The 12,496-nt window shown below is 67.7% G+C and carries 10 protein-coding genes; 3 read left to right on the forward strand and 7 right to left on the reverse strand.

The annotated features are described in order from the left end of the window. Nucleotides 1-19: 19 nt before the first annotated feature. From B0E47_RS02315 to B0E47_RS02345, 7 genes are all read right to left on the reverse strand, one after another. Complete coding sequence (locus B0E47_RS02315; protein ID WP_077512108.1) at nucleotides 20-895, reverse strand: YbaY family lipoprotein; 876 nt, start codon at nucleotides 893-895, stop codon at nucleotides 20-22. Nucleotides 896-1,049: 154 nt separating this feature from the next. Continuing rightward, entirely contained in the window at nucleotides 1,050-2,348 is a 1,299-nt protein-coding gene (gene purD / locus B0E47_RS02320) for a phosphoribosylamine--glycine ligase (protein ID WP_077512176.1), read from the reverse strand. Nucleotides 2,349-2,429: 81 nt separating this feature from the next. Beyond that, on the reverse strand, nucleotides 2,430-3,803 hold the full coding sequence (locus B0E47_RS02325) for an AMP-binding protein (protein ID WP_077512178.1): 1,374 nt from the start codon (nucleotides 3,801-3,803) through the stop codon (nucleotides 2,430-2,432). 141 nt (nucleotides 3,804-3,944) lie between these two features. After that, nucleotides 3,945-4,517 carry a Sua5/YciO/YrdC/YwlC family protein gene (locus tag B0E47_RS02330; protein ID WP_077512110.1) on the reverse strand — a complete coding sequence of 191 codons (573 nt, stop codon included), beginning with the start codon at nucleotides 4,515-4,517 and terminating at the stop codon, nucleotides 3,945-3,947. Then, nucleotides 4,518-7,019: a DNA topoisomerase I gene (locus tag B0E47_RS02335; RefSeq protein ID WP_077512180.1), complete on the reverse strand. Its 2,502-nt coding sequence runs from the start codon at nucleotides 7,017-7,019 to the stop codon at nucleotides 4,518-4,520. It abuts the gene before it with no gap. Between the two features lie 121 nt (nucleotides 7,020-7,140). Beyond that, nucleotides 7,141-8,301: a DNA-processing protein DprA gene (gene dprA, locus B0E47_RS02340; protein WP_077512112.1), complete on the reverse strand. Its 1,161-nt coding sequence runs from the start codon at nucleotides 8,299-8,301 to the stop codon at nucleotides 7,141-7,143. A 93-nt stretch (nucleotides 8,302-8,394) separates the two neighbouring features. Beyond that, nucleotides 8,395-9,513: a LysM domain-containing protein gene (locus B0E47_RS02345; RefSeq protein ID WP_077512114.1), complete on the reverse strand. Its 1,119-nt coding sequence runs from the start codon at nucleotides 9,511-9,513 to the stop codon at nucleotides 8,395-8,397. 186 nt (nucleotides 9,514-9,699) lie between these two features. On the opposite strand from B0E47_RS02345, the gene def reads away from it, so the two are divergent. Genes def through rsmB form a run of 3 tightly spaced genes read left to right on the forward strand, consistent with a single transcriptional unit; the run spans nucleotide 9,700 to nucleotide 12,460 of the window. Next, nucleotides 9,700-10,209 (forward strand): peptide deformylase, encoded by a 510-nt coding sequence (gene def, locus B0E47_RS02350; RefSeq protein ID WP_077512116.1) that lies wholly within the window; start codon nucleotides 9,700-9,702, stop codon nucleotides 10,207-10,209. A gap of 26 nt (nucleotides 10,210-10,235) precedes the next feature. After that, the gene (gene fmt, locus B0E47_RS02355) at nucleotides 10,236-11,162 is read left to right on the forward strand and encodes a methionyl-tRNA formyltransferase (RefSeq protein ID WP_139351310.1); all 927 of its coding nucleotides are present in this window, start codon (nucleotides 10,236-10,238) and stop codon (nucleotides 11,160-11,162) included. Continuing rightward, nucleotides 11,159-12,460: a 16S rRNA (cytosine(967)-C(5))-methyltransferase RsmB gene (rsmB, locus tag B0E47_RS02360; protein ID WP_077512120.1), complete on the forward strand. Its 1,302-nt coding sequence runs from the start codon at nucleotides 11,159-11,161 to the stop codon at nucleotides 12,458-12,460. Before fmt ends, rsmB begins: the two co-directional genes overlap by 4 nt. Nucleotides 12,461-12,496 lie beyond the last annotated feature (36 nt).

Genomic DNA, 12,496 nt, shown 5'->3' on the forward strand with positions numbered 1-12,496 from the left:
GTCTGGACGTCTGGACGGCTTACTTGTTCTTGCCGCCGGTCGCCAGGCCGAGAATGTCGGTGGCCTGCTTCTTCAGCTTCGCCGCCGCGTCCGCATCAAGCGGCTGCACGTCGCTGCCGGCCTCGTGCTGCTTCAGCACCAGGGTGCCGTCCTCGCTCCAACCCGCCCGATCGATGGCCGTGGGTTTGCCGTCACGGCTGGGCTTGGTCTGCTGCACGATCACCCAGGGCTTGCCGTCCTTGTAGGCGTAGTCGGTGCTGGTGAAACCATCCTTGCCGTAGTCGACCAGTTCGCGGATGAACTGCACCTGGCCATCCTGGCGGAACAACTGCCAGCCGCGCGAGGCATCCTTTTCCAGCCTGGTGCCGTGGCTGACCTTCATGGCACCGAGCTGGTCCTGCTCGGCCTTGAACGCGGCCAGCAGCTTCTCGCTCGGCGTCTGCTCGGCGACCAACTCGATCGCCACGCCGTCGTTCTTGCTGCCCTTGGCCAGCACCGGCGCCTGGATCGGCATCACGTAGCGGCGATCGCCGTCGGTCAGGATCGCCTGAATCACATACAGGTCGCCCGCCTTCACGTCGGCCGAGTTGAAGCCGAGCTTGAACGTCTGCGGGAACGCGCCGGCGGGCGAGGTCTTGCTGGCCAGCGGCGCAGAACCGGCGGCGCTGGACGAAACATCGGCCAGGTTCAGCACCAGGGTGGCATTGGCGGACGGTTGCGGCGACCCCGCGCGCAGAGAGATCGTGCCGCTCACTTCGGTGGCGGCCGGCGCCGGTGCCGTGCTGCTCGTCGAGCCCGGATTACCCGAGTCGGCCTGCTGCGAAGAATGGGAGCCATTGCAACCAGCCAGGGCCAGCGCCGTGATCGATACCAGCGACAAAACCGTCTTGCGCATGCGAAAACCTCTTCAACGGGAACAGGGAGCACGAGGTCGTTTGCGCGGCTGCGCGGCTCGACCTTGCGTGGGGGAGCTTGCAAGCATATCGCAAAAATGACGGGACGGAAAAGTCAATCCGTCCGATGGCCTACCATGCGCCGGCGTACGCCGGTCAGTGCCGGCGCAATGCGCGATGGGCAATATCGCGACGCCAGAATGCGCCGTCGTAGCGGATGCGCGCTACCGCGGCATACACCCGCTCACGCGCGGCGGCGATATCGCTGCCGAGTGCGCACACGGTCAGCACGCGGCCGCCCGCGGTCACCACACGCCCCTGCGCATCGAGCGCGGTACTTGCGTGAAACACTTTTGCATCGTCCGCTGCAGCGGCTTCAAGCCCCTCGATCGGGTCGCCGCTGCGCACCCGCGCCGGATAGCCTGCCGCAGCCATCACCACGCCGATTGCCGGGCGCGCATCCCAGCGTGCGCGGGTGCTTTCCAGCCGCCCGTCCAGCGCCGCGTCGATCAACTCGACCAGGTCGGATTTCAGTCGCAGCATGATCGGTTGGGTTTCCGGGTCGCCGAAGCGCACGTTGAACTCGATCACCTTCGGGGCGCCGTGCTTGTCGATCATCAGCCCCGCGTACAGGAAGCCGATGAACGGCGCGCCCTCGGCGGCCATGCCGCGCAGGGTCGGCTCGATCACTTCCTTCAGGATGCGCTGCTCGACCTCGGCGGTGACCACCGGTGCCGGCGAATACGCACCCATGCCGCCAGTATTGGGGCCGAGATCACCCTCGTCGCGACGCTTGTGATCCTGGCTGGAGGCCATCGGCAGCGCATGGCTGCCGTCGCTCATCACGATGTAACTGGCTTCCTCGCCGTCGAGGAATTCCTCGATCACCACCCGCGCCGAGGCGTCGCCGAAGCTGCGCGCGCCCAGCATGTCGTGCAACGCCAGTTCCGCATCGGCCAGGGTCAGCGCCACCACCACGCCCTTGCCGGCGGCCAGCCCGTCGGCCTTGATCACGATCGGCGCGCCCCCGCTCTGATGGGCTTGTTCGCGTACATGGGCCAGCGCGGGATTGAGTTCGGTGAACACCGCGTAGTGCGCGGTGGGGATGTTGTGTCGCTGCAGGAAGTCCTTGGCGAACGCCTTGGAGCCCTCGAGCTGCGCAGCGATCGCGCGCGGCCCGAAGATGCGCTGGCCGGCGCCGCGGAACCTGTCAACCACGCCGGCGACCAGCGGCACTTCGGGGCCGACCACGGTCAGGCCCACCTTCTCGCGCTTCGCCAGTTGCAACAGACCCTCGATGTCGTGCATCGCCACGTCGGCATTGCGCACGCCTGGCTCGCGCGCGGTACCGGCATTGCCTGGGGCCACGATCACCTCGTCGACCTGTGGCGATTGCCCGAGCTTCCAGGCCAGCGCATGTTCACGTCCGCCGCTGCCGATCACCAGAACCTTCATGCCTGCACCCTCGCGCGCCACACGACGCGGCTGCGCATTGTAGCGGCTGCGACGGGATCGCCGTGAGACCCTGGCCCGCGCTCAGCCGCGGGTTTGCAGGAGTTCCAGCAACGCCGCTCGCGGCAGCTTGCCGGTCTCGTTGCGCGGCAGCGCCTCGACCCGCTTCAGCGGGCGCGGCAGGAACAGTGGGTCGATCGCTCGGCGCAAGGTGTCGAGGATGGCGTGCTCGTCCAACCCCGGCGCGACCACCAGCGCTGCGATTCGGTGCACGCCGAGCGCGTCGCCGTCATCGTGCTGGAACACCACGCCATCGCGCACGCCGGGTATGGCCAGCAGGCGGCGGGTGAGGTCGGCCAGCGAGGCGCGCTTGCCGGCGATCTCCAGCATGTCGGCGTGACGACCGCACAGGCGGAAGCGGCGGCCACCGTCGGACAGACTGACGATGTCCGCCAGGGTGACCGGCGCGCGCAGTTGCGGCGCCTCGACCGCCGTACCGTCCGGCTGCGGGTGCAGGCTCACGCCGTCATACAGCGACCAGTCCTCGTCCACGGTGGGGCGACGGCTGGCGAATACGCAGGTCTCGGTGGAGCCGAACACTTCCAGCAACGGCGCGCCGAAGCGCCGCTCGGCCGCACCAGCCAGCTCGACCGGCAGCGGCGCAGTGGCCGAGACCATCGCCGCGATCGCCGGCAAGTCGATGCCCGATTCGATCAGCGCGCGCAGGTGCACCGGCGTGGTCACCAGCACCCGCGGCACCGGCACCGCGGCCAGCGCCGCGGCCACGTCGCCGGGGAAGAACGGACGGCCGGTATGCACGCCCACGTTGCCGAGCAAGGGCAGCAGGACGGACATCTCCATGCCGTACATGTGCTGCGGCGGCACCGTGGCGACCAGCTCGAAACGGTCGCCGACAGTCGCCTGCAGTCGCGCCAGGTTGCCGGCGTTGCTGGCGCGGAAACTGCCCCAGGTCTTGGGATTCGCGCTGGGCGCGCCGGTGGAGCCGGAGGTGTAGCCGATCGCTACCACCTGATCGGCGGGAAGCGACGGCCATGCGGCATCGGCCGTGACCGGCGGTGTTGCTTCCAGCGACGGCAGTTGCCGATAACCCGGCGGCGGCGGATCGAGCTTCTGCTCACCCAGCGCATAGCAACCGGGGTGAGCTCTCATCACCTCGTCCACCGCCTGCGGCGCGCGCGAGGAAGGCAACAGGTTGATCTGGCCGCGCAACGCCACTGCGCAGAACGCGACCAGAAAGGCATAACGGTCTTCGCAAAGGTTCACCACCGCCGCCGCACTTGGCAGGGAGGCGGACACCGCGCGGACATCGGCCAGGAAGCGCTCCGCACTGATCGCCTCGCCATGACGCCATGCCATGGTCCGCGCCGGGTCGGCGCCTTCCAGCAGCGGCAGCAGTGGCGGCAGCTCGCGCTGACACGGATCGTAGACAATAACCAAACTGCAAACTCCATGAATCTTGAATGTCTTGGCCTGCGCCAGCATCGCGCCGCCATGTGAACGGCGACCTGAACGACGGCCGTGGATGATTCGCATCCATTCGTGCCCCCTGGCGCGATCGACGTGCGCTCCCCCGCACGTTCAGGCGCGAATGATAGCGCCCGACAGCGCGTCGCGAATCACCGTGGGGCTGAGCTGGCCGCCCAGCGGCGCCTGCAGCACGCCGTCCAGTGCATCGCCGAAATAATCCGCCACCTGCTGAGCGGTACGGGCCGGCGGCCGCCCATGCGGGTTCGCGCTGGTCGACACCAGGGCACTGCCGAAGGCACGACACAGCGCGGCAGCCGGTTCATGCGCAGTGACCCGCAACGCAATGCCGGCATGCTGGCCGGCCACCCAGTCGGGCACCTCGGCCGAACGCGGGAAGACCCACGTATGCGGCCCGGGCCAGCTCGCGCGCACCTGCCGCAGCACCTCGTCCGGCACCGCGGTGAAGTCGATGTAACGCTCGACCTGGCCGAAGTCCGCAGCGATCAGCAGCACGCCCTGCGTGGGTGGGCGTTGCTTCAGCGCAAAGATCCGCTCGAACGCGACCGGATCATGCGGATCGCAGCCGAGACCGAACACCGCCTCGGTCGGGTAGGCCAGCACGCCGCCGTCGTGCAGCAACGAGGCAGCGGCATCGAGCTCGGCGAGAGTGAAACGCCGCAGCACTCAGGCCTCGACTTTCTCTGCCACGGCTTTCTTCGTCGCCGCTTTTTTGGTGGCGGTTTTCTTGGTTGCCGTCTTCTTGGTCGCTTTCTTCTTCGTCGCGGCTTTCTTCACGGCAGCCTTCTTCACCGCCGGCGTTGCTTTCTTGGCGGCAGCCTTCTTGGTCGCGGTTTTCCTGGTGGCGGTCTTCTTGCCGAAGCGGCCCTTGCGCACCGGTGCGGCCGCCAGCAGTTCGAGACACTGCTTCTCGGTCAGTTCCTTCGGCTCCTGCTCCTTCGGGATGCGCGCATTCTTCTCGCCGTCGGTGATGTAGGCGCCGTAGCGGCCGTTCAGCACTTGCACGCCGTTGCCGAAATCGAGGATCAGCCGGTTCGCCAGCATCTCCAGTTTCTCGGCCACGATCTGCAGCGCGCGCGGTAGCTCGATGGTGTACGGATCGTCCTCCGGCTTCAGCGAGGCATAGGTGCTGCCCTGCTTCACGAACGGGCCAAAGCGGCCGATCGCCACGCTGACCTCGTCGCCGTTTTCCGCCTGGCCCAGCTTGCGCGGCAGCTTGAACAGTTCCAGCGCGTCGGCGAGCTCGATAGTGTGCATGCTCTGGCCCGGACGCAACGAGGCGAACTGCAGCTTCTCGTCGCTGTCCTTGTCGCCGATCGCGGCATACGGCCCGAACCGGCCCAGCCGCACGAACACCGGCTTGCCGGTTTTCGGATCGGTGCCCAGTTCGCGCGCGCCGGTCGCCTCGCTGCGGTCGACCGACTCGGCCTTCTCGTCCACCTGCTGCTTGAACGGCTTCCAGAAGCGCTCCATCAGCGGCACCCAGGCCTCCTCGCCGCGACTCACCGCATCGAGTTCGTCTTCCAGTTTTGCGGTGAAGTCGTAGTCGACGTACTGGGTGAAATGCTGGGTGAGGAACTTGCTGACCGCGCGGCCGACGTCGCTGGGCTTGAAGCGGCGGCTGTCAAGGAATACGTACTCACGGTTCTGCAGCACCTGGATGATGCTGGCATAGGTCGACGGGCGGCCGATGCCATGTTCTTCCAGCGCCTTGACCAGGCTCGCTTCGGAATAGCGCGGCGGCGGCTCGGTGAAGTGCTGGTCGGCCACAATTTCCTTGAGCGGCACCGCCTCGCCTTTCTCCAGCCGCGGCAGGCGGCGGCCTTCGTCGTCGTCCTCGGCGCTCTTCTGGTCGCGACCTTCCTCGTACACGGCGAGGAAGCCGGGATCGACCACGGTGGTACCGCTTGACCGGAACGAGGCATCGCCACCGGCCGCGTCGGGCAGGGCGAACTCGACCGACACGGTGTTCAGCGTGGCATGGATCATCTGGCAGGCGACGGTGCGCTTCCAGATCAGCTCGTACAGCTTGCGCTGGTCGTCGTTGAGGTAGGCCGCCACCGATTTGGGCGTGTGCATCGCCGAGGTCGGGCGGATCGCCTCGTGCGCCTCCTGCGCGTTCTTGGACTTGGTCTTGTACACCTGCGGCGCATCCGGCAAGGCCTTGCCGCCGAAGTCGCGGGCGATCAGCTGGCGCAGTTCGGCCATCGCGTCGTCGCCGAGCATGGTCGAGTCGGTACGCATGTAGGTAATCAGGCCGACATTGCCCTCGCTGCCCAGCGCCACGCCTTCGTACAGGCCCTGCGCCACCTTCATCGTGCGGCTGGTGGTGAAACCGAGCTTGCGCGCGGCCTCCTGCTGCAGGGTGGAGGTGGTGAACGGTGCGGCCGGGCGGCGCTTGCGCTCCTTCGAGCTGACTTCGCTGACGGTAAGGCGACCGCGCGCGGCCGCCTTCAGCGCGTCGCGGGCAACCGTCGCGTCGGCTTCGCTGGTGAGGTCGAACTGCTCGAACTTCTTGCCGTTGAGCCGCGACAGCCGTGCGCTGAAATCACCGTCGACGTGCTTGAGCTGCGCCTCGATGGTCCAGTATTCCCGGGCCTTGAACGCCTCGATCTCCTCCTCGCGCTCGACGATCATGCGCAGTGCCGGCGACTGCACGCGGCCGGCGGACAAGCCGCGCTGCACCTTGCGCCACAGCACCGGCGACAGATTGAAGCCGACCAGGTAGTCCAGCGCACGACGCGCCTGCTGCGCATCGACCAGGTCGTGCGAAAGCTGCCGCGGCGCGGCCACCGCGGCCTTGATCGCCTTCGGCGTGATTTCGGAGAACACCACCCGGTGCATGCGCTTGCCCTTGGTCAGGCCGCGCTCCTGCAGAATCTCGCTGATGTGCCAGCTGATCGCCTCGCCTTCGCGATCCAAGTCGGTCGCGAGGTAGATGTCGTCGGCCAGCTTGGCCGCCTTGGCGATCGCATCGACGTGCTTCTGGTTGCGCTCGATCACCTCGTAGGCCATCGCGAAACCGTGCTCGGTATCGACCGCCCCCTCCTTCGGCTTGAGATCACGCACGTGACCATAGGAGGCGAGGACCTGGAAGTCCTTGCCGAGGTATTTGTTGATCGTCTTGGCCTTGGCCGGCGATTCGACGATGAGCAGGTTTTTTGCCATGAAGCTGGATATCCGAAAGTGAACCACCGGCGTTTCCGTGCCGGGCATATATATAGTTGAAACCACGTGATGCCAGCGGCTGTCAAGCGCGCACCGTCGCGGGGCGGCCTGCGCCGGCAGCTCAGCGGGCCGCGCGCGCCGCCGGCAAGCGCTGGTAGCGGTTGCCCGGCAGACGCTCGATCCGCACATCGAGTTCGAGCATCAACAGCATCGACGACAGCGCCGCCGCCGGCAGCTCCGTACGTTGCACAAGTTCGTCCATTGTCGCTGGCTCATGGCCAAGTTCGTCCAAAAGACGACGATAATCGGGATCCGCCATATGCCCCGTGCCGACTGGCAAATCAGCTTCGGCACCGTCGCCGGGCTGGCCCAGCCGTACCGCCAGTTCGCCACCCAGCGCACGCGCCAGCGGGGCCAGCACCTCGACGATTTCGGCCGCATGCTCCACCAGCCGCGCACCATCGCGGATCAGCCGGTGGCAACCGTGCGCGAGCGGATTATGGATGGAACCGGGCAGGGCAAACACCTCGCGACCCTGTTCGGCGGCAAGCCGCGCCGTGATCAGCGAACCCGAACGAAGGCCGGCCTCGATCACCAGGGTGCCCAGCGCCAGCCCGGCAATGATCCGGTTGCGACGGGGAAAGTGATCCGCCCGTGCGGCCGTACCGGGTGGAAACTCGCTCAACAACACGCCGTGCGCGGCGACCCGCCGGGCCAGTTCCCGGTGCTTGCGCGGGTACACCCGATCCGGCCCGGTGCCCACCACCGCCAGCGTCTTCGCGCCGGCGTCCAGCGCGGCGATGTGGGCCGCGCCATCGATCCCGTCGGCCATGCCGCTGGTGATCGCGAAACCCGCCTCGGCCAGCGCGCGCGCGAATGCCCGCGCATGGGCCTTGCCGGCCGCGCTGGCCGCGCGCGCACCCACGATTGCCACCTGGGGATAGAGCAACAGGCTGGCGTCGCCGACCACGAACAGCGCCGCCGGCGGTTGCGGGATATTGTCCAGCTGGGGCGGAAAATCCAGCTCGGTGCAACGCAGCAGGCGATGACCCGGCGCGGCCAGCCACGCCTCGTCGGCGACCAGTTGCCCTTCGTCCGGCTGGGCCAGCCAGATCCGTGCGGGCTCACCCAGCGGCGCGGAATACGCCTGCAATCCGGCCAATGCGGCATGGATGTCACCGCCGGCCGCATCCAGCCGCTCGCGCAGGCCGCCGGGACCGAGGCCCGGCGTGCGCAGGGCGATCAGCCAGGCGCGCAACTCATCCTTGTCGTCGATGTCCATCGCCTGCAGTTTACGCAGTGGGCACCAGCAGAAACGGCGCGGTGTGGGCCGCGCCGTCCTGTAGGCAGATGCCGTTGTCGTCGCCGGCGCCGATTATTCCGGCAGGATCAGCCGGCCACCGACATGCACCGGACGCAGGCTGTCCATCACCAGGCCGTAGCTGACCCGGTCGAAGGTGCGGAACACCATCACGTGGCCCACGTACTCGTCCGGCAGCTTCACCGTCTTGCCGACGCCACGGTTCCAGCTGTTGCTGGCCACGTCGTCATGGATGGTCTCGCCCGGCTCGGAGATCGAGAACGTGGTGCCGTTGTCGACCCCGTCGCGGGAGCCGACCGACAGCAACACCACCTGGCGCGATCCGGCCGCGTCCAGCGCATCGGCGAAACCGATCACCTTGGCATCGGCAGGAACCGACTTCGGCGGGTGCGGATAGTAGAAAGCGTCGTAGGGCTTGTCGTCGACCGGCATGATGCGGTCGCCACTGCGGATTTCCTTGGTGGAATCGAGCAGCAGCAGGGTGGACGGGTCACCCGTGCGCAGGGTCTCGGCGGTGCCGATCACGCTGACCTCGACGCCGAGATCGTCGCCCTTGCCGTAGTGGCCGTCGTTGCGCGAATCCTCGCGCCACGGCGCATTGACCATCGCCGCGTTGCTGTCCAGGTCATGCGCCACCAGATCGGCATCGGCCTTGTTCTCGTCGAAGCCACGGAACACATGGCTGGGACGCACGATCGCCCAGCGCTGCCCCGGCTCGCCCTGCAGGCCGCGCACGTAGATGTTCTGACCGACGGCGCCACGCAGGCGGTTCTCTTCCAGACCGACCACATAAGGTGCGGAACTGACGGAGTTGGAATCCATCACCCGCATGTCCTTGAGGAACATCTTCAGCTGGTCCAGCGGGATTGCCGGAATCGCTTCACCTTCGCGATGCACGCCCGGCTCCAGCCGCAAGCTCGGCCCATTGATGAAGGACAGGTTGAGCACGTCGCCCGGATAGATCAGGTGGGGGTTGCGTACCTGCGGGTTGGCCTGCCAGATCTCCGGCCACAACCAGGGCTTGGCCAGGAATTTGGCGGATATCCCCCACAGCGTATCGCCACGGCGGACGGTATAGCTGTCGGGGTGATTGGCCCTCAGCTGCGCGCCCGCCGCGTACACCGCCACGGTGACCAGCATGCTGGCCAGCAACACGATTGTCTTTCTGATCATTGGCGGGAATCCCCCTTCCCCAGGTGCTCGGTCGAGTGTAACCGAATGGTTAACGCGCGCAACAGGCGCGGGTTGGCAAAAATCGTCTGCGCTCGCGTGCTTGCCGACGTACAATGATGCACATTCTAGATCGCGCCCGGGCGGGTTTTTACCAAATCGCCCGCAGTTTTGGCGCCGAGGTGAGCCATGTCCATCCTTTCCATCCTTGAATTCCCCGATCCCCGCCTGCGCACCCGCGCCGAGCCGGTCACCGTGTTCGATGCGAAGCTGAAACAGTTCGTGGCCGACATGTTCGAAACCATGTACGCCGCCAACGGTGTCGGCCTGGCCGCCACCCAGGTCAATGTGCACCAGCGCGTGCTGGTGGCGGACATGAGCGAGGGGCACAACCGGCCGCTGGCGCTGATCAATGCGCAGATCCTGGAAAAGGACGGCTCGCAGGTCTACCAGGAAGGTTGCCTGTCGTTTCCGGGCCTGTATGCCGATGTCACGCGGGCGCTGGCGGTCAGGGTCAAAGCGCAGGATGTCGACGGCAAGGAGATCGTCGTCGAGGCCGAAGGCCCGCTGGCGGTGTGCATCCAGCACGAGATGGACCACCTGGAAGGCAAGGTGTTCGTCGACTACCTGTCGTCGCTCAAGCGCAGCCTGCTGCTGAAACGGCTGGACAAGCAGCGCAAGCAGGCGGCCAGTGCTTGAACGAATCCGCCTCGTGTAGCCGGACCCTGCGGCTGGTCTTTGCCGGCACTCCGGAGTTCTCCGTGCCCTGTTTCGAGGCCTGCCGCGCCAGCGGCGCCGAAGTGGTGGCCGTCTATACCCAGCCCGATCGTCCGGCGGGCCGCGGGCGCAAACTCACACCCAGTCCGGTCAAGCAGGCCGCGTTGGCTGTCGGCATCACGGTCGAACAACCCGAGTCGCTGAAATCCGCCGAGGTGCAACAGGCACTGGCGGCGTACCGGCCGGACTTGCTGGTGGTGGTCGCTTACGGCCTGATCCTGCCGCGCAAGGTGCTGGCGATTCCGCGACTCGGTTGCTGGAACGTGCACGCCAGCCTGCTGCCGCGCTGGCGCGGTGCCGCGCCGATCCAGCGCGCGATCCTTGCAGGCGACGAGGCAAGCGGGGTCGACCTGATGCAGATGGAGGCCGGGCTGGATACCGGCCCGGTGATGTTGCAGCGGCGTACCCCGATCCGCCGCGACGACACCGGTGGTTCGTTGCACGATCGCCTGTCCGTACTCGGTGCCGAGGTACTGGCCGAAGGGCTGCGTCGCACGCTGGCCGGCGAGGTGCTGCGCGCGATGCCACAGCCGGCGGACGGCGCGACCTACGCCCACAAGCTGGACAAGGCCGAGGCGAAGCTGGACTTCGGCCGCGCGGCGATCGAGCTGGAGCGCCAGGTGCGCGCGTTCGATCCGTGGCCGGTCGCCGAGGGCGCGATCGCCGGCGAGATGCTGCGGATCCACGCCGCCCACGCGATCGCGCGGGATCACCACGCCGAAGCCGGCCGGGTGCTGGGCGCGGGACGGGACGGCATCGAGGTCGCCTGCGGCCAGGGCGTGCTACGCATCACCGCCGTGCAGCGCGCCGGCGGCAAGCGGATCAGCGCCATCGATTATCTCAACGCACGGCCCGAGTTGCGCCAGCCACGATGAAGACCGACACCCGCGCGCTGGCCGCCAGGGGACTGGCCGACGTCGCCTTGCGCGGCGCCTCGCTGCGCGAGGTGATGGAACGCTCCGCGCCGAAGCTGGCCGATCCGCGTGACCGCGCCCTGCTGATGGCCCTGCTCAGCGAAGGCGCGCGCTGGTGGCTGCGTTTCGATGCGGCGATCGACGGCCTGCTGGAAAAGTCGCTGCGGCACAAGGACCCCGCCGTACACGCCCTGCTGGTGCTGGGTCTGGTTCAGCTGGAAATCCTGGAACTGCAGGACTACGCCGCGGTGGCCGCCACCGTGGAAGCCGTGCGCACGCTCAAGCGCCCGCAGCTGGCCGGGTTGGTCAACGCGGTGTTGCGCCGCTGGCAGCGCGAGCGCGAAAGCCTGCTGGCGAAGCTCGACAGCAAACCGCAGACCCGCCACGCCCACCCCGCGTGGCTGGCCGCCGCGTTGCAGCGAGACTGGCCGGCGCAGGCCGACGCGGTGATGGACGCCGACAACCGCGAGCCGCCGCTGATGCTGCGGGTCAATCGCCGGCGCAGCGAGCGCGACATCCTGATCGACCAGTTGCAGGCAGCCGGGTACGCGGCGACGCCACACCCGTGGCTGGCCGATGCGCTGGTTCTGCCGCACAGCGCCGATGTCACCCGCATGCCCGGTTTCGAGGATGGTCACTTCGCGGTACAGGACGGCGCCGCCCAGGTGGCCGCCGATCTCGCCGACCTGCGCGATGGCCTGCGCGTGCTGGATGCCTGTGCCGCGCCCGGCGGCAAGGCCTGCCACCTGCTCGAGCGCGCCGACATCGACCTGACCGCGCTGGAGTTCGAGCCGGCGCGGGCCGAACGCATCCGCCAGAATCTGATGCGCCTGCGCCTGAATGCGAAAGTGCTGATCGGCGATGCCGGCGCGCCAAAAGCCTGGTGGAAGGGCCAGCCGTTTGACCGCATCCTGATCGACGCGCCCTGCTCGGCCACCGGTGTACTGCGCCGCCGGCCGGACGTGCGCCTGCATCGGCGCGAGAGCGACATCGCCGGCATGCAGGCGCAGCAGCGCCGTATCCTCGCCGCACTGTGGCCGCTGCTTGCCCCGGGCGGGCGGTTGATCTACATCACCTGCTCGGTGCTGCGCGCGGAGAACGAGGCGATCGTCGGCGAATTGCTGGCCGCGCAGGCGGATGCGCAGGTCGTGGCATTCACCCTGCCGACGGGCCAGCCCGCCGCGACCGGCTGGCAGATCCTGCCGGGCGATGGCGACCTCGACGGCATGTATTACGCGGCACTTCGCAAGCGGGATTGATTGCCATGTCACACCTCGAAGACCGCACCGGCCGGC

Source organism: Rhodanobacter sp. B05 (assembly GCF_002001085.1).
Lineage (GTDB): Bacteria > Pseudomonadota > Gammaproteobacteria > Xanthomonadales > Rhodanobacteraceae > Rhodanobacter.